This is a genomic window from Pseudomonas sp. B1-22 (assembly GCF_050474425.1).
Lineage (GTDB): Bacteria > Pseudomonadota > Gammaproteobacteria > Pseudomonadales > Pseudomonadaceae > Pseudomonas.
In genome coordinates, this window is record NZ_JBCHVH010000004.1 from 653426 (window position 1) to 678685 (window position 25260).

General features: G+C 65.9%; 23 protein-coding genes. 14 read left to right on the forward strand and 9 right to left on the reverse strand.

All coding sequences use genetic code 11. From position 1 onward, the window contains the following. Positions 1 to 24 precede the first annotated feature (24 nt). From ACQ5BL_RS18590 to ACQ5BL_RS18600, 3 genes are all read right to left on the reverse strand, one after another. A complete protein-coding gene (locus ACQ5BL_RS18590; RefSeq protein ID WP_243807376.1) occupies positions 25 to 2385 on the reverse strand; it encodes a carbohydrate-binding family V/XII in 2361 nt (786 codons plus the stop codon). 219 nt (positions 2386 to 2604) lie between these two features. Then, positions 2605 to 3075, reverse strand: a complete 471-nt coding sequence (locus tag ACQ5BL_RS18595) for a DUF1348 family protein (RefSeq protein WP_207884911.1) — start codon at positions 3073 to 3075, stop codon at positions 2605 to 2607. 204 nt (positions 3076 to 3279) lie between these two features. Continuing rightward, positions 3280 to 4254, reverse strand: a complete 975-nt coding sequence (locus tag ACQ5BL_RS18600; protein ID WP_243807386.1) for a GlxA family transcriptional regulator — start codon at positions 4252 to 4254, stop codon at positions 3280 to 3282. A 235-nt stretch (positions 4255 to 4489) separates the two neighbouring features. On the opposite strand from ACQ5BL_RS18600, the gene ACQ5BL_RS18605 reads away from it, so the two are divergent. The 5 genes from ACQ5BL_RS18605 (at position 4490) to ACQ5BL_RS18625 (ending at position 8957) form a co-directional block, all read left to right on the forward strand. Then, positions 4490 to 5428 (forward strand): choline ABC transporter substrate-binding protein, encoded by a 939-nt coding sequence (locus ACQ5BL_RS18605; protein ID WP_207884913.1) that lies wholly within the window; start codon positions 4490 to 4492, stop codon positions 5426 to 5428. 70 nt (positions 5429 to 5498) lie between these two features. Next, a complete protein-coding gene (locus ACQ5BL_RS18610) occupies positions 5499 to 6383 on the forward strand; it encodes a 3-keto-5-aminohexanoate cleavage protein (RefSeq protein ID WP_243807389.1) in 885 nt (294 codons plus the stop codon). Positions 6384 to 6496: 113 nt separating this feature from the next. Continuing rightward, on the forward strand, positions 6497 to 7462 hold the full coding sequence (locus ACQ5BL_RS18615; RefSeq protein ID WP_243807398.1) for an L-carnitine dehydrogenase: 966 nt from the start codon (positions 6497 to 6499) through the stop codon (positions 7460 to 7462). An 82-nt stretch (positions 7463 to 7544) separates the two neighbouring features. Next, positions 7545 to 8021: a thioesterase family protein gene (locus ACQ5BL_RS18620; RefSeq protein WP_243807401.1), complete on the forward strand. Its 477-nt coding sequence runs from the start codon at positions 7545 to 7547 to the stop codon at positions 8019 to 8021. Between the two features lie 6 nt (positions 8022 to 8027). Further along, complete coding sequence (locus ACQ5BL_RS18625) at positions 8028 to 8957, forward strand: alpha/beta hydrolase (protein WP_243807403.1); 930 nt, start codon at positions 8028 to 8030, stop codon at positions 8955 to 8957. Here ACQ5BL_RS18625 and ACQ5BL_RS18630 read toward each other — a convergent pair. After that, on the reverse strand, positions 8954 to 9583 hold the full coding sequence (locus ACQ5BL_RS18630) for a c-type cytochrome (protein WP_243807405.1): 630 nt from the start codon (positions 9581 to 9583) through the stop codon (positions 8954 to 8956). The genes ACQ5BL_RS18625 and ACQ5BL_RS18630 overlap by 4 nt on opposite strands. Before the next feature lie 17 nt (positions 9584 to 9600). Then, positions 9601 to 10833, reverse strand: coding sequence for a molybdopterin-dependent oxidoreductase (locus ACQ5BL_RS18635; protein ID WP_243807407.1), 1233 nt, complete (start codon positions 10831 to 10833; stop codon positions 9601 to 9603). 278 nt (positions 10834 to 11111) lie between these two features. On the opposite strand from ACQ5BL_RS18635, the gene ACQ5BL_RS18640 reads away from it, so the two are divergent. Together ACQ5BL_RS18640 and ACQ5BL_RS18645 are read left to right on the forward strand one after the other, a co-directional pair. Then, a complete protein-coding gene (locus ACQ5BL_RS18640) occupies positions 11112 to 11996 on the forward strand; it encodes a LysR family transcriptional regulator (protein WP_243807410.1) in 885 nt (294 codons plus the stop codon). 285 nt (positions 11997 to 12281) lie between these two features. Next, positions 12282 to 12530: a hypothetical protein gene (locus tag ACQ5BL_RS18645; protein ID WP_207884921.1), complete on the forward strand. Its 249-nt coding sequence runs from the start codon at positions 12282 to 12284 to the stop codon at positions 12528 to 12530. 153 nt (positions 12531 to 12683) lie between these two features. Here the strand turns inward: ACQ5BL_RS18645 and fabF are convergent, their stop codons facing one another. Further along, entirely contained in the window at positions 12684 to 13952 is a 1269-nt protein-coding gene (gene fabF / locus ACQ5BL_RS18650; RefSeq protein WP_243807412.1) for a beta-ketoacyl-ACP synthase II, read from the reverse strand. Between the two features lie 106 nt (positions 13953 to 14058). Between fabF and ACQ5BL_RS18655 the strand changes: the two genes are divergently transcribed. The 3 genes from ACQ5BL_RS18655 (at position 14059) to ACQ5BL_RS18665 (ending at position 16120) form a co-directional block, all read left to right on the forward strand. Next, positions 14059 to 14553: a winged helix-turn-helix transcriptional regulator gene (locus tag ACQ5BL_RS18655; protein WP_243807414.1), complete on the forward strand. Its 495-nt coding sequence runs from the start codon at positions 14059 to 14061 to the stop codon at positions 14551 to 14553. Positions 14554 to 14692: 139 nt separating this feature from the next. Beyond that, a complete protein-coding gene (locus ACQ5BL_RS18660) occupies positions 14693 to 15091 on the forward strand; it encodes a VOC family protein (protein WP_243807416.1) in 399 nt (132 codons plus the stop codon). 552 nt (positions 15092 to 15643) lie between these two features. Continuing rightward, positions 15644 to 16120, forward strand: a complete 477-nt coding sequence (locus ACQ5BL_RS18665) for a BRO-N domain-containing protein (protein WP_243807418.1) — start codon at positions 15644 to 15646, stop codon at positions 16118 to 16120. A 165-nt stretch (positions 16121 to 16285) separates the two neighbouring features. Here the strand turns inward: ACQ5BL_RS18665 and ACQ5BL_RS18670 are convergent, their stop codons facing one another. Both ACQ5BL_RS18670 and ACQ5BL_RS18675 read right to left on the reverse strand, forming a co-directional pair. Further along, positions 16286 to 17392 carry a GlxA family transcriptional regulator gene (locus tag ACQ5BL_RS18670; protein WP_152227726.1) on the reverse strand — a complete coding sequence of 369 codons (1107 nt, stop codon included), beginning with the start codon at positions 17390 to 17392 and terminating at the stop codon, positions 16286 to 16288. A 376-nt stretch (positions 17393 to 17768) separates the two neighbouring features. Beyond that, positions 17769 to 19145: an L-serine ammonia-lyase gene (locus tag ACQ5BL_RS18675; RefSeq protein WP_207884926.1), complete on the reverse strand. Its 1377-nt coding sequence runs from the start codon at positions 19143 to 19145 to the stop codon at positions 17769 to 17771. A gap of 339 nt (positions 19146 to 19484) precedes the next feature. Here ACQ5BL_RS18675 and ACQ5BL_RS18680 point away from each other — a divergent pair, with 339 nt between their 5' ends. The 4 genes from ACQ5BL_RS18680 (at position 19485) to choV (ending at position 23678) form a co-directional block, all read left to right on the forward strand. Then, positions 19485 to 20423 (forward strand): choline ABC transporter substrate-binding protein, encoded by a 939-nt coding sequence (locus ACQ5BL_RS18680; RefSeq protein WP_243807421.1) that lies wholly within the window; start codon positions 19485 to 19487, stop codon positions 20421 to 20423. A gap of 238 nt (positions 20424 to 20661) precedes the next feature. Continuing rightward, entirely contained in the window at positions 20662 to 21600 is a 939-nt protein-coding gene (locus ACQ5BL_RS18685; protein WP_207884928.1) for a choline ABC transporter substrate-binding protein, read from the forward strand. A 54-nt stretch (positions 21601 to 21654) separates the two neighbouring features. Next, entirely contained in the window at positions 21655 to 22494 is an 840-nt protein-coding gene (gene choW / locus ACQ5BL_RS18690; protein WP_207884929.1) for a choline ABC transporter permease subunit, read from the forward strand. A 5-nt stretch (positions 22495 to 22499) separates the two neighbouring features. Beyond that, complete coding sequence (gene choV, locus ACQ5BL_RS18695) at positions 22500 to 23678, forward strand: choline ABC transporter ATP-binding protein (protein ID WP_207884930.1); 1179 nt, start codon at positions 22500 to 22502, stop codon at positions 23676 to 23678. 441 nt (positions 23679 to 24119) lie between these two features. Here choV and ACQ5BL_RS18700 read toward each other — a convergent pair whose 3' ends face one another. Further along, entirely contained in the window at positions 24120 to 25127 is a 1008-nt protein-coding gene (locus ACQ5BL_RS18700) for an alpha/beta fold hydrolase (protein WP_243807423.1), read from the reverse strand. Positions 25128 to 25260 lie beyond the last annotated feature (133 nt).

Here is a 25260-nt window from a genome sequence, read left to right on the forward strand (position 1 = left end):
GTGTGGAAAACCTTGTCCACAGCGTCAGCGGCGGAAGCCGCCGAAGCGCCCACCTCCGAAATGTCCGCCGCCGAAGCCGCCACCGCCCCACTGGCGCTGGGTCTGGTCGAAACGCTGCTGGCCCAGCTGGCGCGACTGCCATTGCTGGTCGAGCTGGCTGCGCACGTTGGCCTGGTTCGGCTGCACGGTCTGCCAGCCGTTGCTGGTGTGCTGCTGCCAGCCGCCATCCTGGGTGTGCTGGTAGACATTGCCGTCATGGCCGGCATAGATGTCGCCGTTGTTCCAGGCCACCGAGTTGCCGGTGCGGCGGTTGTAGCTGATGCCCTGGTTCTGGTGGTCGTAGCTGCCGCGACCGTCGTCCACGTCGCCGGAGACGCCCCGTTGGGCAATGGTGGTGCGGCCGGTCTGGGCGTTGTGCTGGATGCCCTGCTGGCCAGCCTTGAAGTCGCCGCTGTCGGCGTCATAGGCCACGCCACTGCGCCCCGCGCCGGACATCCCGGTGGAGGCATTGGCGTAGGCGCCCCGGCGGCCGGCGGCGCCCTGGTCGGTGTAGGGGTTGAAGGCCGCGCCCTGGGCCCCCTGGAAGCGTGTGCCGGTGCGCGGGTTGTAGCCCACCGCCGAGCTGCCCTGCCATTGGGTGCCGGTCCAGCCGTTGTAGCCGTAGGCGTGGGTGACCGAGCCCTGGCCCCAGCGCCCGTAGAAGTTCGCCTGGTTGATATTGGTGTAGCTCCAGCCGCCGGCCGGGTAGGGGCCCCAGTATGGTCCCCAGTAGGGTTCCGGTGCGCCCCAGGAGGCGCCGGCGGCGTACCCGAAGGCGAACCCGGTCAGCGTCCCCAGGGCAAAGCCGGCGCCGTAGCCGTAGGTCGGCGGGTAGCCGTAGTACACGGTGTTGCTGACGTACGCCGGGTAGGTGTAGCCGGTGCCGTAGACCACGGTGCCGGCGCTGTTCACCACCACGCCCAGGTAGCCGGGCGTGTAGCCCACCACCACGGTCTGCGGAGTGACCGAGTAGATGTGCACGTAGGTCACGTAGTACACCGGCGAGCTCGGCGGGATGCCGTAGATCGCCGCCGGTACTTCGGTCGCCACCTGCCAGGCACCGGTGGCGGCGGGAGCGACGAACCAGACGCCGTTGCTCACCGCATAGAACTGGTTGGGCGCCACTTCGATCACTGGCGTCGGGGTATTCACTGCATAGCTGAGGCGGGTGCCGGAGATCGGCTGGAAGTTCGGCGCGCCGTCGTAGTTCACCTTCAGCGTCGTCTTGCTGCGCGAGACGGTGGCGGTCTGCGGGATGCTCGCAGCGATGGCGGCTTCCTTGGCCTGCGGCGTGCCGGGTACCGAGACCAGCACGTTGGCCTTCGGGTCCTTGGGCGAAATCTTGGCAAAATCGGCGGGCAGGTCCTTGCCCTCGACGAAGCGCCACGGTCCCTTTTCACCGGGGCCACTGAACCAGCGACCGGAGACCAGCACGTACCAGGTGTTGTGCATGGGATCGACGAACACCGCGTGGTCGGCGTTCTGCATGGTCAGTAGGCCGACGCCATCCACCGGCGCCATCTGTGCGGTGCCATCGCTGACGATCAGTTCGGTGGGCTGGGTAGCGACCAGCACCGCCGGCGCCTTGGCCGGCGGCTTGCCGCCCTTGGGCAGCAGCGCGTCCACCGGGCCGGCCTTGGCGGCGACCTGCTGGGCGTTGACCAATGCCTGGGGCGGCTGGCTCAACACCAGCCAGCTGCCATCCAGCGACTGGGAGGTGTACCAGCTGCCCGCCGCATGCAGGTAGTTGTTGCCCTGGGCATCGCGCAGGATCAGCACACGGCTGTTGACCACCCGCTCGAAATCGCTGCCCGGGAGCGACTGCCAGTCCGGTTGCCCATCGATCATTACCAGCACCGTCGGGGTGGCGGCGAAGACGATCTGCGGCGCGTCGTTCTTCACTTCGACGTGGCGCAGCTTGTCCAGTTGCTGGTTCACCGCATAGCTGGCCTGCAGTTGGTCGAGGGAGACGGTCAGGCCGTTCTGGGGCAGATGCGCCATCAGAACGTCGCGCACCTTGCCGGCACTGTCCGGCTCGGTGGGGACCTCTACCTTGTCAACACGGATATCGGTGAGCTGTACCAGGCCGGCGTCCTTCTCGATGGTGGCGGCAGCGGAGAACAGCGCCACGCCATAGGTCGGCGCGCCGTTGGCGGCGCCCACGGCAATCGCCGCGCGGCCGCTCATGCGGGTGCCGTCCCAGGCTTCGATCTGCGGCTGGAAGATCTGCACGTGCTGCTCGCCCAGGGCGAAGTCGCGGGGCCACGTCAGTTCGGTGGCGGCGGAAGCCTGCGCGGTAGACGACGGGGTAACGGCCGCCATGGCGACGGGATGGCCGAGGGCCATGCCAACGGCAATGGCGAGGGATGACAGGAGCGGGCGGAGAGCCTTGCTGGGAACCTTCCTTGAGAGTACTGCGGTCAACGATAGTGCAGCGGCGCTGATCTGCGCGGAGCCTTCAATTCACGTTGCGCCATGCTGGCGCAATTTCGTGAGCAGGCGAACAGATTCCCGCGTTGTGACCGCAGAGTTAGATGCGCTACTAGGCCCCTGTCGTTTCCGTCGCTACAGCCCCAGCTCGCTGAGCGACGGATGATCGTCCGGGCGGCGCCCTTGCGGCCAACGGTACAGACGCTGGTCCTCGCGGATCGGCAGGTCGTTGATGCTGGCGCGCCGTTCGAACATCAGTCCGTTCTCATCGAACGCCCAGTTCTCGTTGCCATAGGAGCGGAACCAGTTGCCCGAGTCGTCGTGCCACTCGTAGGCGAAGCGCACGGCGATGCGGTTGTCGGTGAAGGCCCAGAGTTCCTTGATCAGCCGGTACTCCAGCTCGCGGACCCACTTGGCCGTTAGGAACTCGACGATCTGCTCGCGGCCTTCGATGAAGGTCGCGCGGTTGCGCCAATGGCTGTCCGGGGTATAGGCCAGCGACACGCGCTGTGGATCACGGCTGTTCCAGGCGTCCTCGGCGAGGCGGACTTTCTGGATGGCGGTTTCCCGGGTGAAGGGCGGGAGAGGGGGACGGGCTTCGCTCATGATGGTCTCCGGTAGGCAGTGAGGAATGAGGCAGTGAGGGTGGCAACCTGATCTCCATACTCCGCCCGGCCCCGAATGGGGTAAATGACGGTAATCCCACAGATATTGCCAATCATGCGTTGGCGCTCTTTCCGTACGGCAATGCCCCCTGTAGGAGCGGGCCATGCCCGCGAATCGCGCGCATGGCGCGCTCCTACAAGGGCGTCAGACCGGCGGGGAAGCTGCCTTGGCCGTCGTCTTGCGCAACCCCACCCGGTCCTGGCTCGGACATACCCCGAACTTCGCCCGGTAGCTGCGCGACAGGTAGGAGGGTGTCTCGAAGCCGCAGGCCACGCCGACCTCCAGCACGCTCATGTCGGTCTGGCGCAATAGCTGGCGCGCCTTGTCCAGGCGCAGGCCGAGGTAGAAGTTCGATGGCGTGTCGTGCAGGTGCAGGCGGAACAGCCGCTCCAGCTGGCGCCGGGTGACCCGGATGTGCTCGGCCAGTTCCAGCGTGGACAGCGGCGGTTCGGTGTGGCGCTCCATTTCGCCGATCACCTGCACCAGCTTGCGGTTGCTCACCCCGTAGCGACTGGCAACCTGCAGGCGCTGGTGGTCCTGGCGGGTGCGGATGCGGCCGACCACGAACTGCTCGGAGACCTGCACCGCCAGCTCCGGGCCGTGGTCCTGGGCGATCAGGTCAAGCATCAGGTCGATGGACGCCGTGCCGCCGGCGGAGGTGATGCGCGGGCCGTCGATCTCGAACAGCTCCTGGGTCGCCTCCACCTGTGGATAAGTCTCCCGGAAGGCCTCCAGCGCCTCCCAGTGCACGGTGCAGCGCTGGCGCGAGAGCAACCCGGCCTCGGCCAGCACGAAGCTGCCGGTGTCGATACCGCCCAGGGTCACGCCGTCACGGTCGAGTCGTTTCAGCCAGTGCAGCAATGCCGGGGTGCAGGCGCGCAGCGGCTCGAAGCCGGCCACCACCAGCAGCGTGTCGCCGCGCTTGAGCGCCTCCAGGCCGCTGTCGGCGTTCATCGACATGCCGTTGCTGGCCAGCACCGGTCCGCCATCCAGGCTCATCAGGTGCCAGCGGTAGAGCTCGCCGCGGAAGCGGTTGGCCACGCGCAGCGGCTCCACGGCGGAGACGAAACCCATCACGGAAAAACCGGGCAACAGCAGGAACCAGAAGTCTTGGGACATGGTGGGTACCGTGCGATTCAAGGCAGCCGGGAGGCGTTCGATTGGCGCGTTCGATTGGCATAGTGCAATTCGCCGGCGCTGGCAATCGGGGTGGTCGCTGCTGTGCAAGAGCTGGTCGCCCCAGTGCGATTCGCGGGGTCTTCGGCTGCGTAACGTGAACACCAGTCCCGCCGTGTGGGACCGCATGACAAACAACAACGATAACCAACGCCGCAAAGGCCTTGTGGGAGATGTCATGAAGTCAATGATCAAAGCGGTCGGCTGCGCCGCGCTGTTAGTCGCCGCCAACACCACCTGGGCCGCCGAGCCCGCGCAATGCCAGAACGTACGCATGGGGTCGGTGAACTGGACCGACGTGGTGGCCAGCAGTGCAATTGCCGAAGCCGTGCTCGACGGCCTGGGCTACAAGGTCAAGCAGACCAGCGCCTCGCAGCAGATCGTTCTTGCCGGCATGGCCGACAAGCAGCTGGACGTCTTCCTCGGCTACTGGCAGCCGACCATGCAACCGGTCGCCAAGCCCTACCTCGACAAGCAGCAGATCGACGTCATCACCCCGGCCACCCTGGGCGACGCACAGTCCACCTACGCCGTACCGACCTACGTGTATGACGGCGGGCTGAAGACCTTCGCCGACATCGCCAAGTTCAAGGACAAGCTCGACAACAAGATCTACCTGATCGAGCCGGGCAGCGGTTCCAACCGCATCACCGCGAAGATGATCGCCGACGACAAGTTCGGCCTGAAGGGCTTCCAGATCGTCGAGTCCAGCGAGGCCGGCATGCTCACCGCGGTCAAGCGCGCCATCAAGCGCAAGCAGTGGGTGGTGTTCTTCGGTTGGAAGCCGCACCCGATGAACCTGCAGATCGACATGAAGTACCTCACCGGCAGCGACGACGTGTTCGGCCCCAACGAAGGCGCCGCCACCGTCTCCATCATGACCGCCGGCGGCTACCAGCAGCAGTGCACCAACGTTGCCAAGCTGCTGCACAACCTGAGCTTCACCAGCGAACAGGTCAGCCAGGTGATGGAGCCGATCCTCGACCGCACCCAGCCGGTCGACGCCGCCAAGGCCTGGCTCAAGGCACACCCCGAGCCCCTGCAGAAGTGGCTCGACGGCGTGACCACCTTCGACGGCAAGGATGGCCTCGGCGCTGTCCAGGCCTCGCTCAAGTAACTCCTCTCCAGAGGACGCCCTGCGCGCCGCCGCGCAGGGGTTCCGCTCGCCCACACGAAGGAGCCCTATCGTGAACTACGAAGTCATCGTCACCTGCGCAGTGACCGGCGCCGGCGACACCGTCGGCAAGCACCCGGCCATCCCCGTAACCCCCAAGGAAATCGCCGCCGCCGCCATCGAGGCCGCCAAGGCCGGGGCCACCGTCGCCCACTGCCACGTGCGCGATCCGCAGACCGGCAAGCCCAGCCGCGACGTGAACCTCTACCGCGAAGTGGTGGAACGCATCCGCGAGAGCGACACCGACGTCATCATCAACCTCACTGCCGGCATGGGCGGGGATCTTGAGATCGGCAAGGGCGATCGGCCGCTGGAATTCGGCGCCGGCACCGACCTGGTCGGCCCGATCGAGCGCCTGGCCCATGTCGAGGCGTTGCTGCCGGAAATCTGCACCCTGGACTGCGGCACCCTCAACTTCGGCGACGGCGACTTCATCTACGTCTCCACCCCGGCCCAGCTGCGCGCCGGCGCCAAGCGCATTACCGAGCTGGGCGTGAAGGCCGAGCTGGAAATCTTCGACACCGGCCACCTCTGGTTCGCCAAGCAGATGCTCAAGGAAGGCCTGCTGGAGGACCCGCTGATCCAGATCTGCCTGGGCATCCCGTGGGGCGCGCCGGCCGACACCACCACCATGAAGGCCATGGCCGACAACATTCCCGAGGGCCTGACCTGGGCGGGCTTCGGCATCGGCCGCTCGCAGATGCCCATGGTCGCTCAGGCCATGCTGCTGGGCGGCAACGTTCGCGTCGGCCTGGAAGACAACATCTGGCTCGACCGTGGCGTGCATGCCACTAACGGCCAACTGGTCGAACGCGCCATCGAGATCATCGAACGCCTCGGCGGCCGTGCCCTGACCCCGGCCGAAGGGCGCAAGAAGATGAACCTCAAGGCCCGTTAACCAACTGCTCTTCGTAGGAGCGAGCTTGCTCGCGAACCTGCCCCCGGTGCAGACCCCGTTCGCGAGCAAGCTCGCTCCTACAGCTGCCATCGCCCTTCTTTGGAGTGCCTTCCATGTCCTTCATCACCCAAATCAAAACCTTCGCCGCCCTCGGCAGCGGCGTCATCGGCAGCGGCTGGGTCGCCCGCGCCCTGGCCCACGGCCTCGACGTCATCGCCTGGGACCCGGCCCCCGGCGCCGAAGCCGCGCTGCGCGCCCGCGTCGCCAATGCCTGGCCGGCGCTGGAAAAGGCCGGCCTGGCCCCCGGCGCCTCGCAGGATCGCCTGCGCTTCGTCGCCACCATCGAAGAATGCGTACGCGACGCCGACTTCATCCAGGAAAGCGCCCCCGAACGCCTCGACCTCAAGTGCGAGCTGCACACCAAAATCAGCGCCGCCGCCAAGCCCAACGCCCTGATCGGCTCCAGCACCTCGGGCCTGCTGCCCAGCGAGTTCTACGCCGACGCCACCCACCCCGAGCGCTGCGTGGTCGGCCACCCGTTCAACCCGGTGTACCTGCTGCCGCTGGTGGAAGTGGTGGGCGGCGAGAAGACCGCGCCGGAAGCGGTGCAGGCTGCCATCAAGGTCTATGAATCCCTCGGCATGCGCCCGCTGCACGTGCGCAAGGAAGTGCCCGGCTTCATCGCCGACCGCCTGCTCGAAGCCCTCTGGCGCGAAGCGCTGCACCTGGTCAACGACGGCGTCGCCAGCACCGGCGAGATCGACGATGCGATCCGTTTCGGCGCCGGCCTGCGCTGGTCCTTCATGGGCACCTTCCTCACCTACACACTGGCCGGCGGCAACGCCGGAATGCGCCACTTCATGGCCCAGTTCGGCCCGGCCCTGCAACTGCCCTGGACCTACCTGCCGGCCCCCGAGCTGACCGACACCCTGATCGACCGCGTGGTGGAAGGCACCTCCGAACAGCAGGGCAGCCGCAGCATCGCCGAGCTGGAACGCTACCGCGACGACTGCCTGCTGGCGGTGCTCGGCGCCATCAAGGAAACCAAGTCAAAGCACGGCTTCGCCTTCGCCGACTAACCTCACGGTTCATCATTCGCTCCAAACCACCCCCTCTCCCTTCAGGGAGAGGGCCGGGGAGAGGGGCTCTTCGGACGCGAACATGACCCACGCCCTGAAAACCTACGAAACCCCCATCCTCGCCGAGTGGACCGACTACAACGGCCATCTGCGCGACGCCTTCTACCTGCTGCTGTTCAGCTACGCCACCGACGCCCTGATGGACCACCTGGGCCTCGACGCCGAGCACCGCGCCGCGACGAACGACTCGCTGTTCACCCTCGAGGTCCACCTCAACTACCTGCACGAAGTGAAGGAAGGCGAGAAGGTCGAAGTGCGCACCCAGCTGATCGCCCATGACCGCAAGCGCCTGCATATCTTCCACAGCCTGCACCGCGCCGGTGAAGACCTCGCCCTGGCCGCCAGCGAACAGATGTTGCTGCACGTGAATCTCGAAGGCGGCGCACGCTCGGCACCTTTCGAAGGTGTGGTGCTGGAGCGCGTGCTGCAACTGGCCGAGGCACACCGCACATTGCCGCGCCCGGACTACGTCGGACGCACCATCGGCCTACCGGGTTGATCGCCGATGACGCGGCGCTATCCGCTGTCTGACGCCATGCAAGCCTTCGTTGCGAGGACCCAGTCCTATGCCGCGAAGGACCCTTCCATCACAGCCCAGCGCGCGGCTTACGAGCGCATGGCGGCCGACTTCACCCCGCCGCGTCCGCCGGGCCTGCGTATCAGCGAGCTGTGCCTGGACCGCCTGCCCGCCGTACGCCTGTACCGTCCGGCCGGTCTACCTCCCGATACCGGCTGGCCCACCGTGCTCTACCTGCACGGCGGCGGCTGGATGCTGGGTGGCCTGGGCTCCCATGAGTTCATCACCGCCGAGCTGGCTGCCGAGCTGGGCGCGCTGGTGGTGGCGGTGGACTATCGGCTGGCGCCGGAGCATCCGTACCCCGCCGCGCTGGATGACTGCCTCGCCGTCTGGCGGCGCCTGCGCAATGGCACCTTGGGCGAACCGGTCGATACCTCACGGCTGCTGGTGATGGGCGACAGCGCGGGCGGAAACCTTGCCGCTGGCCTGTGCCTGGCCCTGCGTGAGGCGGGCGAGCCGCAACCCGCCGGGCAACTGCTGATCTACCCCGCACTGGGGGATGGCGAGACACCCTCGCGGAAGTCCTGTGCCGATGCGCCGCTGTTGTCGCGGGCGGACCTCGACGCTTGCCTGGCGGCCTACCTGCCGCATGCCGGCGATTGGCGTGATCCGCTGGCGTTGCCGCTGCGCTCGGGCGATTTCCGTGGCCTGCCGCCGGCATTCGTCGCCGTCGCCGAGTTCGACCCGCTGCGCGATGACGGTGAGCGCTACTGCATGGCCTTGCGCGAGGCAGGAGTCGAGTGCGAATTCTTCCCCGGCCATGGCCTGGTGCACGGCGCTCTGCGTGCTCGCGGCGTGGAGGAGGTGGAGGCCCTGTACCGGGAGCTCTACCAGGCGCTGCGACGCTTCCTCCGCTAGGGCGCTGGCTGGCCGAGGATGAACTCGGCCAGCGTCTTCAATTGCGCATCGTCCAGCGCCGGGAAGGGCGGCATCGGGATCTGCCCCCAGCGCCCGACCCCGCCCTGGCGAATGTGCTCGGTCACGCTCCGTAGCGCCTGCGGATCGTTCCGGTAGCGCCCGGCCACCGCCTGGTAGGCCGGGCCCACCACCGTACGGTCGAGCGCATGGCAGCCCAGGCAACCGTTGGCGTCGAGCAGGCTGCGGGCATCCTGTTTCGCCGGGCTGGCCGGCACCGCCTGCGCGGCGACGGTCTGTGCGTGGGGCTTGCCGGAATAGGCGTCGGCCAGATAGGCCGCGATCGCATCGGCCTGCGGGTCGTCGACCGGCGCGCCGTAGGCGTGCTGCATCTTCGCCACTTCGCCGCGCCACTGGCTTTCGCTCATGCCCGGAGGCTGCAGCTGGATGTAGTCCGCCGAATGGCAAATGGTGCATTTCTGGTTGGCGATGGCGTAGCCGGGCAGGTCCGACGGCGTTAGGCGCGCGGTTTCCCTGGGCAACTCGATGCTCACCGGCTCGGCGCCGACGGCCGTTGCCGCCAGCAGGCCGGAGCAGGCGAGCGCGAGCAGGAATCTGATTGCAGGCATAGCAGGCGTTCCCTGTTCTAGATGATGTGCAGCGGCAGTGATTCGATGGAGTGGCGGGCATAGCCGCCGGGGTTCCAGGTCGGCTGCGCCGGCTGCGTGTCGCCCCGCGCATTGCGGGCGCGCACCAGCAGGTGAACGACCCCGCGCTGGCGCGGCGCCCACTCGGTGCGCCATTCGCGGAACGAGTAGTTGCCCAGGTTTTCGCCGAGTCGCGTGGGCAGCCAGCTGCGCCCGCCGTCATCGGAGATTTCCACGCTGTGGATGCCGCTGCCGCCGTCGAAGGCGATCCCGCGCAGGGCCTGGTTCTGCCCCAGTTGCAGGGTCTGGCCCTCGTGCAGGCTGGTCACGAACGAACGCACCGGCAGGCGGCCGATGGGGCGGCTGCCGGTCAGCGCGCTGCCGGCCGGCAGGCACTGGCAGTCGTTGTCGGGGACCCGGTAGGCCTTCTGCATGAAGAAGCCGTCGAACTCATGGTCGATGACCTCGATCTCGCTCAGGTGCTTGATCCAGTAGGTGCCGAAGTAACCCGGCAGCACCAGGCGGATCGGATAGCCATTGAGCAGGGGCAGGTCCTCGCCGTTCATGCTCCAGGCGATCAGCGGCTCGGCGCTCAGCGCGTGCTCGATGTCGATGGCTTTGGTCATGCTCGGGGTGGCCGGCAGCACCGGTTGATCCAGCCCCCGGAAGGTGACCTGGCGGGCACCGTCCAGCACACCGGCGTGGTTCAGCAGCGTGCGCAACGGCAGGCCGAGCCAGCGCGCGTTGCCCATCGAGCCGTGGCCCAGTTGGGCGCCGAAGACGCGCGGCTCGAAGTAGCCGCGGCTGTTGCCGGAGCACTGGTTGACTGCGACCACGGTCACGGCCTCGCCCAGCGACTTCAGCGTCGCCAGGTCGAGGTCCAGCGCCTGGCGCACCTGGCCGTGCACGCGCAGGCGGTAGGCGGCCGGGTCGATGCGGGTGGGAATGTTCGCCAGGTGATAGCGCACGAAGAAGGCGTCGTTGGGCGTCAGCAGGCTTTCGTTGAACACCTCGAGCGGCGTCTCCAGGTGCGGGGGGCGCGTGGTGATGCGCATCAGCGGGCGCTTCTGCGGATAGGCGACCAACTCCCGGTCGCCATTGCCGAAGGGCTGCCGGGCGAGGTTCGCCGCCAGGGCCTGGAGCGGTTGGGTGGCCAGGCCCGCGCCCGCGAGCAGGGCGGCCTGGAGGAACTGGCGGCGATCGAAGCCGCCGCGCTGCCGGAAATCGCTCATACGGTTGGCTCCTTCATACCAGGACGAGTCGGAGCAGAACGCAGACGCCGTTGCAGGACGGCCAGGCGAGCATTCCGGGGAGGGTCGCCGCGCAGGCAAGGGCGGCGCCCAGGGGCAGGCAGAACAGCAGGTTCCGGTTCCGTGGTCGGATCCCGGCAGTGAGGGTGTGCATCCTTCGCTCCTCAGGTGAGGTCACGGGAGCACGGTAAGTGCCGGGTTTTAATTTGTTAAACGAATAGTTCCTGTATTAAATACCTGAAAAACAGGTAGATAAGCCCATGGCCCTTAGCTTTCGCCAGCTCCAGATCTTCTGTGCGGTGGCCCGCACCGGCAGCACCACGGCGGCGGCGGAATCCATTTCGCTGTCGCAGTCGGCCACCAGCGCGGCCCTCAACGAGCTGGAAGCGCAACTCTCCACACAGCTATTCGACCGGGTCGGCAAACGCCTGCAACTGAGCGAGGTAGGCCGCCGCTTCCTGCCCCAGGCACAACGCCTGCTGGATGCCATGACCCAGCTGGAACAGCAGTTCACCGCGTCCGAAAATCCCCAGGCGAGTATCACGGTGGCCGCCAGCAGCACCATCGGCAACTACGTGCTGCCGCGCCTGCTGGCGTCGTTCGACCAGGTGCAGCCGGGCGTGCGGGTGAACGCGCACATCGGCAATACCGGCGCGGCGGTGGCCGAGGTGGTGGCGTTTTCCGCGGACATCGGCCTGATCGAAGGCCCCTGCCACGAGCCGGGCCTTTTGGTGGAACCCTGGCTGGAGGACTGCCTCATCGTGGTGGCGGCGCCCGGGCATCCGCTGGCGTCGCGCACGCAGGTCTCCCGCGAGGCGCTACGCCGCACCCGCTGGCTGCTGCGCGAGCCGGGCTCGGGCACGCGCGAGGAGGTCAGCCACGCCCTGCTGGGCCACCTGCACTACCTGGAAGACAGCCTGGACCTGGGCAGCTCCGAAGCCATCAAGCACAGCGTCGCCGCCGGGCTGGGGATCAGTTGCCTGTCGCGCTGGGTGGTGGAGGAACAGCTGGCGTCGGGTGCGCTGGTGGAGCTGCGCAGCAGCCTGCCGCCGCTGCGGCGGCGCTTCTACATGCTGCGCCAGCGCTGCAAGTTCCTTTCGCCGGGGTTCGAAGCCTTCTGGCAGCACTGCCGCACGGGCGTCTAGCCATCGGGGATGGCCGTCGCGCGGGCAAAAAAAATCCCCTGGGACGCCCGACGCGTGACAGGGGACAAAGCGAGCCGGGAACGGGCTCTCAGTGTGTTCAAAACCCGGGCCGGCAAGGCATGCGGGTTGTGCATGGATTGGAGTCTGCCTGTCGGGTTGCCGGTGCGGTTAGCCGAAAGCGACCTGCGCGTGCCCGTTGAGGACATTCCGCCGGCCGGGTGCTTGCCGCCCCTCGCCGGGCTTACCAGAATCGGGGAAAACCCAAGCCGCTCCAGGAGAACTGCCATGATGCACGCCGACCTGATCGACCAGGACGATTTCCGTGAACGCCTGCAGGCACTGGGCTTTGCCGTACCGCCGGACGTGACCGCGGAGCAAGCCTGCGAATATGCCGTGCGCGCGCTGACCCCGGAGCGCTCCATGGCGCTGCGCCGCCTGGTGGAAGAGCTGCTGGTCGGCAACGCCACCCTGCTGCCCGCCGTGCGCGAGGCGATCTCCCGCCAGCTGCTGCCGGCGCTGGTGCCCAGGCCCTGAGCCTGATCGGGCGCACGGGAGATCGCTCCTGTGCGCCGATTTCCATGGTCCGTCCAAGCGCCCCAATCAATTGCCCGATCGGAGATGGAGAAGTGCCCACGGACGAGCCGCCGAAACTCCCCTCCCCACCGTCCACCTGACCGCTAGCGCCCGTTATTCACCCTGCCATTTCCTGAACAGAACGCTGGCGTTTACACCGCCGAAACCAAACCCATTCGACAGCGCGTATTCGGTCGCCAGCGCTGTGCTTGTGCGGGCGATGTTCAAGCCCGCGGAGGAGGGATCGGCGTTCTCCAGGTTCAGTGTCGGGGGTGCTACCTGGTCCCGCAGGGCCAGCACCGTGAAGATGGCCTCGATCCCTCCCGCCGCGCCGAGCAGGTGGCCCGTGGAGGATTTGGTGGCGCTGATGACGGGCGACGTGTCTCCGAAGACGGCCTTTATCGCCGCCAGCTCGGCGTTGTCGCCAACAGGCGTCGACGTGGCATGTGCGTTCAGGTGGCCGACCTGGTCCGGTGCGACGCCTCCTTGTTGCAGTGCCTGGCGCATGGCCCGTTGGGCCCCGTCTCCATCTTCCGGCCCGGAGGTGATGTGGTAGGCGTCGGCGCTGGTTCCATAGCCGATCAGTTCTGCAATGGGCGTGGCTCCGCGTGCCAGGGCGTGCTCGAGTTCTTCGATCACCAGAAGGCCCGCGCCCTCGCTCATGACGAAGCCGTCCCGCGCGCTATCGAAGGGGCGAGAGGCTTTTTCAGGGGTGTCGTTGAAGGCGCTCGCCAAGGTTCGCGCGGCGGCAAAACCCGCGAGGCTGACTCTGTGAATGGCGGCTTCCGCGCCCCCGCACAGCGCGACGTCCACTTCGCCCGACCTGATCATGCGAGCCGCGTCGCCAATGGCCTGTACGCCAGCGGCACAGGCCGTGACCGGCGCCCCGAGGGGACCTTTCAGCTGGTGGCGAATGGAGACCTGGCCGGCGGCGAGGTTGCAGAGGAAGGACGGTATGGTGAAGGGCGATAGACGCCGTGGGCCTTTGCTGTCCGTGGTACGCACCGCGTCCGCAATGGCCGGGAAGCCGCCGATGCCCGAGGCGATGATCGTGGCAGTACGCTCCTGCTCGATGGCGGAGGTCGGCGCCCATCGGGCTTGGGTCAGGGCGTCTTCTGCTGCGGCCAAGGCGAACAGGATGAAGCGATCGACCTTGCGCTGCTCCTTCTGGGAGAGAACGCTGTCAGGGTCAAACCCGCCCAGAGGGTCTGCCTCAAGCCCGGGGACCTGACCGCCGATGCGCACGGCCAGGTCGCCGATCAGCTCTTCTGGCAGCGCGCGAATACCCGAGGCACCCGCCAGCAGCCGCTCCCATACGAGCTCAACACCCCGACCGAGCGGTGTAACCGCCCCCATTCCGGTAACGACGACACGCTTTCTCATGAAGGCTTCGCTCCTTTGCGGTTAAATACCTGGGTAAAGGAAGTTACTATCATAATGAAAGTCACATCCGGAGCGGATTTTTTCCGGACAACCATGAGCGATGCCTATGCAGCGTAAGACCTTCTCTGACTCCCTATGTCCGATCGCCCTCAGCCTGGAGCAGGTTGGCGAATGGTGGAGCCTGCTGATCATGCGCGATGCGCTGCAGGGGGTGTCCCGGTTCGACGAGTTCTCCAGGAGCCTGAACATCGCTCCCAACATGCTGACCCGCAGGCTCAACGCGCTCGTGGAGGCCGGGCTGCTGGAGCGCCGCGCCTACTGCGTCAAACCGCTCCGACATGAGTACATCCCGACCGGAAAAGGGAGGGATCTCCAGGTCGTGCTTTATGCATTGATTGCCTGGGGCAATCAGCACTTCGTCTCGGATGAGATCGCCGTACAGGTTGTGGACAGGGCTTCAGGAAGGCCGCTGCGCCCCATGATGGTCGATGAAGTGGACGGCAGGGTGGTGCCTTGGGATGAATGCGACCTGGCGGCCGGGCCTGGTGCCAGCCAGGGGATTGTCGAGAGACTGCAACTCATGAAGGACTCCCTGAAGTAGTGGACCGATGGCAAACGCATCGTTTCGCAAACGGCCTACCGGGAATTCCTCCTGGCTGTTTCCATCCCCGCTTATCACGTCTTTCTGCGCCAATCGCGTGGTGACCTAGACTGCCCCCTTCAACCGAAGGAGAGCCGTCATGACCAGAGCCACCCCCTTCCTCATGTTCCAGGGCGGCGTCGCGCAGTCGGCGCTGGACCTTTATCTCGCCACCTTTCCTGATTCCCGCGTGTTGCACGTTGAGCGTTACGCCGCCGGTGATCCAGGGCCGGAGGGGACGATCAAGGTAGCGCGCTTTCAGGTGTGCGGGCAGGCGTTCATGTGCTCGGACAGCCCGGTGAAGCATGACTTCGATTTCACGCCGGCCAGTTCGATCTTCGTGGAGTTCGATTCGCAGGATGTGCTGGATCGGATCTTCGATGTGCTGGCCGAGGGTGGGCGGGTCTATATGCCGCTCGGGGACTACGGTTTCAGCCGGCGCTTTGGCTGGGTGAGCGACAGGTTCGGGGTGTCGTGGCAGTTGAGCCTGGCGCTGTAGGCGGTGGGGTTGGGCTGTAGGAGCGGGCGCCGTACGGCGGCGATCTCCTTTGGCCAAGGATTCTTCCGCGATGGATTTCGCGGACAAGGTCCGCTCCTACGGGATCAAGCGCGGAGCTGACCTGTAGGAGCGCCCCATGGGCGCGATCGCGGGCATGGCCCGCTCCTACAAGGGCATTCGGTGTTCTGCTGAGACGGGGTTCTCCCGGCGCGCCAAATCCTTTCCGGTCTTGGCTTGTTGCCTTGGAGGATTCGGGAAACGCCCTACACTGCGCCGGCGTTGCGGTCTTACAAGCCCTCTGCGTAGCGTTCCTGGCACCACGTCTCGGCGTGGTCAGGTGTGGAAACCTGCCCTTACCGCAATATCGCCGTAGCAGAGAAGATCAGGCCCACCGGGGCCTGATCGGCTCTGGTTGTCTATGGCGGACCGTGTAAGGCGGGCTTCGGCCCGGCCGGTCCTATTGCGGTAGCCGGTTTTCCACCCTTGCACGGTCCGCCTCCCTCTTTCGGATGTTTCGGGCGGCGGCTTCTTTCATGAGCAAGGAGCTACGGCATGAACACTTCGATGTCTTCCCCGGCCGCTGACGGCCTGACAACCCATTCCTTCGTACGTTACAGCCGGCGGCTGCGCGGCGTGCTGCTCGATCAGCAGGCGTGGTTCGTCCTGCGCGACCTGGCCAAGCTCACGGCCAGCCACCTGGGCCCGCGCGTGGCGCAGAAGCTGGACCCGGACCAGTCGCGCTGGGAGCGGCTGGCGGGGGCGGAGGAGGATGAGCTGCTGGTGAGCGAGAGCGGTGTGTATGCGTTGCTGATGCTGCACTTCTATCACCCGGAGAACCGCAGCCTGCGGCAATGGCTGAGCAATGAGGTGGTGCCGGTGTTGCGCGAGGCGGAGCAGCACAATGCGCTGTTGCCGCGCCATCAGTTCCGGCAGATGCAGGGGCAGGAGGTGGCGGTGCTGGATTGGCAAGGGCGGCTGTGGATGCGGGTGGTGGATGCGGCGCGGTTGATGGAGTCGGAGGGGCGGTAGGCGCAGCGGAGTTGGCCTGTAGGAGCGCCCCATGGGCGCGATCGCGGGCATGGCCCGCTCCTACAGGGGGCGTCTTGCGTACGGGCGGCCCTCACCCCAACCCTCTCCCGAAGGGAGAGGGAGCTGTTCGGTGTGAGGGGTTGCCCAGGCGTTAGCCGGTGGTACTCAGAGCACGCGTACGCTGGCGAAGGTGGATTCGCCCTGGGCCTGGCTGAGGGCGGAGATGGCCGAGGAGTTGGGCATCAGCGCCAGGTCCTGCGGGATCGGCATGACCATGACCGGCTGCCCGATCGGCTGGCCCTGGCGCTCGTCGCGCGGCGGGATGCCGAAGTATTCGCGGTAGCACTTGGAGAAGTGCGGAGTGGAGACGAAGCCGCAGACCGAGGCGACTTCGATGATCGACATGGAGGTCTGCTTGAGCAGCTGGCGCGCACGGATCAGGCGCAGCTTCAGGTAGTAGCGCGACGGCGAGCAGTGCAGGTACTTCTGGAACAGGCGCTCGAGCTGGCGGCGCGAGACGTTGACGTAGACGGCCAGTTCGTCAAGGTCGATGGGCTCTTCGAGGTTGGCTTCCATCAGCGCGACGATTTCCTGCAGCTTCGGCTGGTTGGTGCCGAGCATGTGCTTGAGCGGCACGCGCTGGTGGTCCTGTTCGTTGCGGATGCGTTCGTAAATGAACATCTCGGAGATAGCGGCGGAGAGTTCGCGGCCGTGCTCGCGACCGATCAGGTGCAGCACCATGTCCATCGGCGCGGTGCCGCCGGAGGAGGTGAAGCGGTTGCGGTCGATGGAGAACAGGCGGGTGCTCATGGCCACGCGGGGGAAGGCTTCCTGCATGGCGGCCAGGCATTCCCAGTGCACGGAGCAGTCGTAGCCGTCGAGTAGGCCGGCGCGGGCCAGGGCCCAGCTTCCGGTGCACACGGCGCCCAGCTTGCGGCCGTGGCGGGCCTGGGCCTGGAGGAAGGTGACGTGTTCGCGGGTGACGCTGCGCTGGATACCGACGCCGCCGACCACGATCAGGGTGTCCATCTGCGGGGCGCTGTCGCAGGAGGCGTCGGGGGTGATCTGCAGGCCGTCGCTGGCCCAGACCTGGCGGCCGTCGAGGCTCAGGGTGTGCCAGCGGTAGAGTTCGCGACCGGATAGCTGGTTGGCCATGCGCAGCGGTTCCACCGCCGAGGCCAGGGAGATCAGGGTGAAGTTGTCCAACAGCAGGAAGCCGATGGACTGCGGAGCTCGGTTTTGCGGGGGAACTCCGGGGTTGAACGCGTTCATTCGATCACCTCACGCTAGTCACAGTCGCCTCTATGGAGGCGTTTCTTATGCTTGTTGTTTTCTGGTCGGGAAATCCGCCGTGGGCGGTCCCCTGGTTGTTCCTCTACGTATAGCAAGGCAAATGCCATGCCTACATTGATTGAGCGTTCAATAAAAAAAGAAAACGGCATGGAAATGCCGTTTTTGACGGGGCGGATTGCGACCCGCTGGAGGTCGCAAATACGCATGAGGTGGGGCCTGGGGATTTCGGTAGCACTCGCCGGTCACGTTGCCGGCGGTGCTTTGCGCCAAACGGTAACGCTCGTTGGGAGATCAGTACGAGCGTACCGCTGCGCCAGAATGAGGCGTTTTTACGACCGGGTGGTCGATTTTGGGATCAGCACTCGATGCTGCTGACGGCCAGGCCGCCGCGGGAGGTTTCCTTGTACTTGTCGTGCATGTCGGCACCGGTGTCGCGCATGGTGCGGATCACCTGGTCGAGGCTGATGAAGTGCTGGCCGTCGCCGCGCAGGGCCATCTGGGCGGCGTTGATGGCTTTCACCGCGGCGATGGCGTTGCGCTCGATGCAGGGCACCTGGACCAGGCCGCCGACCGGGTCGCAGGTCAGCCCGAGGTTGTGTTCCAGGCCGATCTCGGCGGCGTTCTCCACCTGCTCGGGGCTGGCGCCGAGGACTTCGGCGAGGCCGGCGGCGGCCATGGCACAGGCGGAGCCGACTTCACCCTGGCAGCCGACTTCGGCGCCGGAGATGGAAGCGTTCTTCTTGCACAGGATGCCGACGGCGGCGGCCGCCAGGAAGTAGTTGGTGACATCGTCATCGCTGGCGTCGGGATTGAAGCGCATATAGTAGTGGAGCACTGCCGGGATGATCCCCGCCGCGCCGTTGGTGGGCGCGGTGACCATGCGCCCGCCGGCTGCGTTTTCCTCGTTCACCGCCAGGGCGAAGAGGTTGACCCATTCCATGGCGGAGAGGGTCGAGCCGATGACGTTGGGTTTGCCGATCTCCAGCAGGCTGCGGTGCAGGCGTGCGGCGCGGCGTTGCACGTTGAGGCCGCCGGGAAGGATGCCTTCCTGGTTGAGGCCGCTGTTCACGCAGTCGCGCATGGCCTGCCAGATGACCTTGAGGCCTTCGCGGATGTCGGTTTCGCTGCGCCACATGCGCTCATTGGCCATCATCAGCTCGGACACGCGCAGGTTGTGGCGGCGACACAGGGTGAGCAGTTCGGCGGCGCTGGAGAAGTCGTAGGGCAGGACGGTGTTGTCGGTGTCGAGGCTGCCGGAGGCGGCCTGCTCTTCGTCGACGACGAAGCCGCCGCCGATGGAGTAATAGGTATCGCTGTGCAGCTCGCCGCCGTCGTCGAACGCGGTCAGGCGCATGGCGTTGGGGTGGTAGGGCAGGTTCTCGTCGAGCAGGCGCATGTCGCGCACCCAGTCGAAGGGCACGGCGTGCTTGCCGGCCAGCAACAGTTCGCCGGATTCGCGCAGGGCTGCCATGCGGGGCTCGATCTGCTGCGGGTCGATGCGATCGGGCCATTCGCCCATCAGGCCCATGATGGTCGCGCGGTCGGTGCCGTGGCCGACGCCGGTGGCCGACAGCGAGCCGTACAGGCGGACTTCCACACGGCGGGTGCGTTCGAGCAGCCGGCGCTCGCCCAGGGTGCCGACGAACAGCGCGGCGGCGCGCATGGGGCCTACGGTATGCGAGCTGGAAGGGCCGATACCGATCTTGAACAGGTCGAACACACTGATTGCCATGCCGAACTCCGAGCGGGCTGCATCCTGCGAGGGTGGGGGCGGGGGCACGTCCCTGTGCCCGCGTTGCGCCGTCATCATCGACCCAAGCGCCGGCACGGCCACTTCCGGCACCGACTTGCCCATATCCAAAAGCGCCGTGGGCGCGGCACGGCAGGGCGCCGCGGCGGTAAAGCCGTCGCTGGTGTTCCACCGACGACGAGGTCATGTCTGGACACGACATCCAGGGGCCGGACATCGATTGGTCGATAGGCGCGGGAATCCGCCTTGCTCCATGATCCGTACCCGACGAACGGTATCGGACCGTGCGCGCCCCCTTTCCCGCAGTCAGAGGCTGGTCTCATGAAGAGTCTTGTGTCGTCGCTGTTGGCGTTATCCGTGGTACTGCCGGGCGTTGCCCGCTCGGCCGAACCGGAATCCTGTGCCGTCGTGCGTTTCGCCGACGTGGGCTGGACCGATATCACCGTCACCACCGCGGTCACCCGCCTGGTGCTCGCTCACCAGGGCTACCGCACCAAGGTCGAGCGGCTGTCCGTGCCGGACACCTACAAGGCCATGGCGCAGGGCAAGATCGACGTGTTTCTCGGCAACTGGATGCCGAGCATGGCGAGCGACATCAAGCCCTTCGCCGACAAGGGCACGGTGGAAACCGTGCGGGCCAACCTCGAAGGCGCCAAGTACACCCTGGCGGTGCCGCAGTACGCCTATGACGCGGGCCTGAAGAGCTTCGCCGACATCGTGAAGTTCAAGGAGCAGCTGGGCGGCCGCATCTACGGCATCGAGCCGGGCAACGACGGCAACCAGCTGATCAAGAAGATGATCAACGAGAAGGCCTTTGGCCTGGGCGACTTCAAGCTGGTGGAGTCCAGTGAGGCCGACATGCTGGCCTACGTGAAGCGCGCCGGGGCGTTGAAGCAGCCGATCGTGTTCCTGGGTTGGGAACCTCACCCGATGAATACGCGTCTTCAGATGAAGTACCTGGACGGCGGCGATGCCTACTTCGGGCCGAATTATGGCGGCGCCACGGTCTTCACAAACGTCAGGGCAGGCTATCTTCAGGAGTGCCCGAATGTCGCGCGGCTGCTGAAGAACCTGAAATTCGACCTGGCGATGGAGAACCAGCTGATGGATGCGGTGCTCAACGAGCGACGCAATCCGCGGCAGGCCGCCAAGAGCTGGCTCAAGGCCAATCCGCAGGTGCAGGACATGTGGTTGCAGGGTGTCGCACCGAGCGCTTCCGGCGGTGCGGCGGAGGGGTCGAAGTCCCTCGCGAAGGACTGATCGCGACCCTTGCAGGTCGCCTGGACCGGGCCTTTGAATTGGATGCGACATGCCTGGTGCTGAATGCGACTTCGCCTGCACTGGTTGCGACGCACCCGGTATGCGGCGAATTTTTCCTGTTCCATGATCGATCACGAAATGACGAAAAAGGGCGCAGATCTCGGCCCTTCTTACAACAAGAGACCGCCGCGCCCACTGCGGGTAGCGCCGGCGCCCAACCCCGCAGAGGAGTACGTCCATGAAAGGTTGCAAGTCTTTGCTGCTGGCTGTGTCCGTTTGCGCGCCGCTGGCGGTTCAGGCCGCTGAACCTGAGTCGTGCGGCACGGTTCGTTTCTCCGACGTCGGCTGGACCGACATCACCGTGACCACGGCGACTACCCGCCAGGTGCTCGAATCGCTTGGCTACAAGACCAAGGTGACCATGGTCTCCGTGCCGGTGACCTACAAGTCGCTGGCGAACAAGGACATGGACGTGTTCCTCGGCAACTGGATGCCGAGCATGGCCAACGACATCAAGCCCTACGCCGACAACGGCTCGGTGGAAACCGTGCGGGCCAACCTCGAAGGCGCCAAGTACACCCTGGCGGTCACCCAGGCGGCCTATGACGGCGGCCTGAAGACCTTCGCCGACATCGCCAAGTTCGCCGACAAGCTCGACAACAAGATCTACGGGATCGAGCCGGGCAACGACGGCAACCGCCTGGTCCAGGGCATGCTCGACAAGAACATGTTCAACCTGGGCAAGTTCAAGCTGGTGGAGTCCAGCGAGGCCGGCATGCTCTCGCAGGTCGGACGCGCTGACCGCCGCAACCAGTGGATCGTGTTCCTGGGTTGGGAACCGCACCCGATGAACACCCGCTTCAAGATGAAGTACCTCGAAGGTGGCGATGACGTGTTCGGCCCCAACTACGGCGGCGCGACCATCTATACCAACGTGCGCAAGGGGTACGTTCAGGAGTGTTCCAACGTCGGCAAGCTGCTGACCAACCTGACCTTCACCCTGGAGATGGAAAACAAACTCATGGACGCCGTGCTCAACGGAGGCAAGAAGCCCGAAGAGGCGGCAAAAGCCTGGTTGAAGGACCATCCGGAACTGCTCGACGCCTGGCTCGCCGGCGTGACCACCCGTGACGGCAAACCGGCCTTGGCGGCAGCCAAGGTGGCATTCGCGAAATAAGTGCCGAAGTCATTGCCGTTGGACGATTCCTCAAGCTTCTGATGGGCCCGCATTATGTTTCTGACTGACCACAAGCTCCCGCTGGGTGAACACATCGCCGCCTTCGTCGAGTGGCTTACCCAGCATGGCGCCGCTTTTTTCGACAAGATTTCCGACACCCTTGAGTTCCTGATCCACGCTGTCACCAACAGCCTGCTCTGGTTCAACCCGCTGGCCCTGATCGCGCTGATGGTCATCCTGGTGTTCTACATCCAGCGCAGTTGGGGGCTGGCGGCGTTCGCCCTGGCCTCCCTGCTGCTGATCCTCAACCTGGGGTACTGGCAGGAGACCATGGAGACCCTGGCACAGGTGATCTTCGCCACGGTCGTGTGTATCGCCGTCGGTGTACCGCTGGGCATCCTGGCGGCGCACAAACCCTGGTTCTACACCGCGCTCAGGCCGCTGCTGGACCTGATGCAGACGGTACCCACCTTCGTCTACCTGATCCCGACCCTGACCCTGTTCGGCCTGGGTGTGGTGCCGGGCCTGATCTCCACGGTGATCTTCGCCATCGCCGCGCCCATCCGCCTGACCTGCCTGGGTATCCAGGACGTGCCGGCGGAACTGATGGACGCCGGCAAGGCCTTCGGTTGCTCGCGCTGGCAGCTGCTGACCCGTATCGAACTGCCCCACGCCATGCCGAGCATCGGCGCCGGGATCACGCAATGCATCATGTTGTCGCTGTCGATGGTGGTTATCGCCGCGCTGGTGGGTGCTGATGGCCTCGGCAAGCCGGTGGTCAACGCACTCAACACGGCGGACATTTCCCTCGGCTTCGAGGCCGGCCTGGCCATCGTACTGCTCGCCATCCTGCTCGACCGGGTGTGCAAGCAACGTTCGCTGCGGGGGAGGTAAGCACTATGTCGGCGATTCAATTCAAGAACGTGGATGTGATTTTCGGCACCCACACCAAGGAAGCCATCAAGCTGCTGGACCAGGGCATGGGCCGCGAGGAAATCCTCAAGCGCACCGGCCAGGTACTGGGGGTGGAGAACGCCAACCTCGACGTCAACCGCGGCGAAATCTGCGTGATGATGGGGCTCTCCGGCTCGGGCAAGTCCAGCCTGCTGCGCTGCATCAACGGCCTCAACCGGGTCAGCCGCGGCAAGCTGCTGATCGAGCACGAAGGTCAGCAGGTGGACATCGCCAACTGCTCGCCGGCAACGCTCAAGACCATGCGCACCAAGCGCATCGCCATGGTGTTCCAGAAGTTCGCCCTGATGCCCTGGCTGACCGTGGCCGAGAACATCGGCTTCGGCCTGGAGATGCAGGGTCGCCCGGCGAACGAGCGCAAGAAGGTGATCGACGAGAAGCTGGAGCTGGTCGGCCTGTCGCAATGGCGCGACAAGCGTCCGGACTCGCTGTCCGGCGGCATGCAGCAGCGTGTCGGCCTGGCCCGCGCGCTGGCGATGGATGGCGACATCCTGCTGATGGACGAACCCTTCTCCGCACTGGACCCGCTGATTCGCCAGCAGCTGCAGGATGAACTGCTGGTGCTGCAACGCCAGCTGCACAAGACCATCGTCTTCGTCAGCCACGACCTGGACGAGGCGCTGAAGATCGGTACGCGCATCGCGATCATGAAGGACGGCCGCATCATCCAGCACGGCAAGCCCGAGGAAATCGTGCTCAGCCCGGCGGACGACTACGTGCGGACCTTCGTTGCGCACACCAACCCGCTCAACGTGCTGTGCGGCTCCAGCCTGATGCGGGGCCTGGACCAGTGCCGCCGCCAGGCCGACGAAGTGTGCTTCGACCAGGGCCGCGATTGCTGGCTCGGCCTGACCGAGACCAACCAGATCAAGGGCGCGCGCCTGGGCAGCAACATCATCGACCTGCAGCAGTGGCAGCCGGGCGACGCGGTGGAGAAGCTCAAGCACGAGCCGACCCTGGTGGACGTCAACATCCGCATGCGCGATGCGCTGCAGATTCGCTACCAGACCGGTCACAAGCTGGTGCTGCAGGAACAGAATCGCGTAGTGGGCGTGCTCGGCGACAGCGAGCTGTACCACGCGCTGCTGGGCAAGAACCTGGGCTGACGGGGCTCGGGGCACTCGACGCCGGTTCTCCGCGAGGGGAGCCGGCGTTTTTATTGGTGGGGATTGGGCCGCTTGCGCTGCGTTGCCGATGCAGGCGCGCCCGATGGGCGCCAATCGCGGGCATGGCCCGCTCCTACAGGGTTACGCCGGCGCCGCTCTCGTAGGAGCGGATCTTATCCGCGAAATCCCTCGCGGATGACTCTGTTTCCCCAGGGATCTGCCCACGTATTGCGCCCGCGTAGGAGCGGACTTCGTCCGCGATAGCCCAGCGCGGGACCAGGATTGCGGACGGAGTCCGCTCCTGGAGGGCTACGCCGAGGCTGCTCTTCGTAGGAGCGAGCTTGCTCGCGAACGGATTTGCCGGCGGCTCGGATGCTGGGCGGTTCGCGAGCAAGCTCGCTCCTACAACGGCCCTCACCCGGCGCCGAAAAGGGGCTCGCCTCAGTGCTTGAGGTCGGCCAAACCCTTGAGCAGCGCTTCATGGAACCGCTTCGGGTCCTGGATCTGCGGCGCATGGCCGAGGTCGTCGAACTCCACCAGGGTGGCGTTGGGAATCGCCTTGGCGGTCTGCTTGCCCAGCTCGGCGTAGTTGCCCAGCCTGGCCTTCAGCTCGGCCGGCGCGATGTCCTTGCCGATGGCCGTATTGTCCCTGGTGCCGATCAGCAGCAGGGTCGGCATCTTCAACTGGCCGAATTCATAGACCACCGGCTGGGTGAAGATCATGTCGTAGAGCAGTGCCGAGTTCCACGCCACGCGCTCGTGGCCGGCGCCATTGAACAGGCCGGCGAGCATGTTCACCCACTTGTCGTACTCGGGCTTCCACTGACCGGCGTAGTAGGTCGCCTGTTCGTACTGGCGGATGCCCTCGGCGCTGGTCTTGAGCTCGCGCTCGTACCACTGGTCCGGGGTGCGGTAGGGCACGCCCAGGGCCTTCCAGTCTTCCAGGCCGATGGGGTTGACCATCGCCAGCTGCTCCACCTGTTCGGGGTACATCAATGCATAGCGGGTCGCGAGCATGCCGCCGGTGGAGTGGCCGAGCAGGGTGACCTTGCCGACCTTCAGGTGCTCCAGCAGGGCGTGGGTGTTGGTCGCCAGCTGCTGGAAGCTGTACTGGTAGCGCTCGGGCTTGGTGGATTTGCAGAAGCCGATCTGGTCCGGCGCCACGACCCGGTAGCCGGCGTCGCTCAGTGCGGCGATGGTGCTTTCCCAGGTACCGGCGCAGAAGTTCTTGCCGTGCAGCAGCACCACGGTGCGACCGTTGGCTTTCTGCTTGGGCTTCACATCGATGTAGGCCATATGCATGTGATGGCCCTGGGAAGCGAAGCTGTAGTGACCGACCGGGAAAGCGTACTGGAAGCGCTCCAGTTCCGGGCCGTAGGTGGGCTTGGTTTCAGCGGCATGCAGCGGCAGGGTGGCGGCCAGTAGCAGGGCGGGTAGCCAGCGGCGCATCGGGGAGCTCTCCGGGTGGTTTGGGCACGGGTCAGACAGCGGGAACGGCAATAGGTTGGCAGATTTTCTCGGCCGGCGCCGCATCGGCTGAGCTCGATGTGTGCTCGATATCCACGCCGCCCAACCCGGGGGT

Excerpts from the sequence above, each read along its gene's own strand:
- ACQ5BL_RS18590 (WP_243807376.1), bottom strand. The coding sequence starts at position 2,385 with ATGGCCCTCGGCCATCCCGTCGCCATGGCGGCCGTTACCCCGTCGTCT.
- ACQ5BL_RS18595 (WP_207884911.1), bottom strand. The coding sequence starts at position 3,075 with ATGAGCGAAGCCCGTCCCCCTCTCCCGCCCTTCACCCGGGAAACCGCC.
- ACQ5BL_RS18600 (WP_243807386.1), bottom strand. The coding sequence starts at position 4,254 with ATGTCCCAAGACTTCTGGTTCCTGCTGTTGCCCGGTTTTTCCGTGATG.
- ACQ5BL_RS18605 (WP_207884913.1), top strand. The coding sequence starts at position 4,490 with ATGAAGTCAATGATCAAAGCGGTCGGCTGCGCCGCGCTGTTAGTCGCC.
- ACQ5BL_RS18615 (WP_243807398.1), top strand. The coding sequence starts at position 6,497 with ATGTCCTTCATCACCCAAATCAAAACCTTCGCCGCCCTCGGCAGCGGC.
- ACQ5BL_RS18620 (WP_243807401.1), top strand. The coding sequence starts at position 7,545 with ATGACCCACGCCCTGAAAACCTACGAAACCCCCATCCTCGCCGAGTGG.
- ACQ5BL_RS18625 (WP_243807403.1), top strand. The coding sequence starts at position 8,028 with ATGACGCGGCGCTATCCGCTGTCTGACGCCATGCAAGCCTTCGTTGCG.
- ACQ5BL_RS18630 (WP_243807405.1), bottom strand. The coding sequence starts at position 9,583 with ATGCCTGCAATCAGATTCCTGCTCGCGCTCGCCTGCTCCGGCCTGCTG.
- ACQ5BL_RS18635 (WP_243807407.1), bottom strand. The coding sequence starts at position 10,833 with ATGAGCGATTTCCGGCAGCGCGGCGGCTTCGATCGCCGCCAGTTCCTC.
- ACQ5BL_RS18640 (WP_243807410.1), top strand. The coding sequence starts at position 11,112 with ATGGCCCTTAGCTTTCGCCAGCTCCAGATCTTCTGTGCGGTGGCCCGC.
- ACQ5BL_RS18645 (WP_207884921.1), top strand. The coding sequence starts at position 12,282 with ATGATGCACGCCGACCTGATCGACCAGGACGATTTCCGTGAACGCCTG.
- fabF (WP_243807412.1), bottom strand. The coding sequence starts at position 13,952 with ATGAGAAAGCGTGTCGTCGTTACCGGAATGGGGGCGGTTACACCGCTC.
- ACQ5BL_RS18655 (WP_243807414.1), top strand. The coding sequence starts at position 14,059 with ATGCAGCGTAAGACCTTCTCTGACTCCCTATGTCCGATCGCCCTCAGC.
- ACQ5BL_RS18660 (WP_243807416.1), top strand. The coding sequence starts at position 14,693 with ATGACCAGAGCCACCCCCTTCCTCATGTTCCAGGGCGGCGTCGCGCAG.
- ACQ5BL_RS18665 (WP_243807418.1), top strand. The coding sequence starts at position 15,644 with ATGAACACTTCGATGTCTTCCCCGGCCGCTGACGGCCTGACAACCCAT.
- ACQ5BL_RS18670 (WP_152227726.1), bottom strand. The coding sequence starts at position 17,392 with ATGAACGCGTTCAACCCCGGAGTTCCCCCGCAAAACCGAGCTCCGCAG.
- ACQ5BL_RS18675 (WP_207884926.1), bottom strand. The coding sequence starts at position 19,145 with ATGGCAATCAGTGTGTTCGACCTGTTCAAGATCGGTATCGGCCCTTCC.
- ACQ5BL_RS18680 (WP_243807421.1), top strand. The coding sequence starts at position 19,485 with ATGAAGAGTCTTGTGTCGTCGCTGTTGGCGTTATCCGTGGTACTGCCG.
- ACQ5BL_RS18685 (WP_207884928.1), top strand. The coding sequence starts at position 20,662 with ATGAAAGGTTGCAAGTCTTTGCTGCTGGCTGTGTCCGTTTGCGCGCCG.
- choW (WP_207884929.1), top strand. The coding sequence starts at position 21,655 with ATGTTTCTGACTGACCACAAGCTCCCGCTGGGTGAACACATCGCCGCC.
- choV (WP_207884930.1), top strand. The coding sequence starts at position 22,500 with ATGTCGGCGATTCAATTCAAGAACGTGGATGTGATTTTCGGCACCCAC.
- ACQ5BL_RS18700 (WP_243807423.1), bottom strand. The coding sequence starts at position 25,127 with ATGCGCCGCTGGCTACCCGCCCTGCTACTGGCCGCCACCCTGCCGCTG.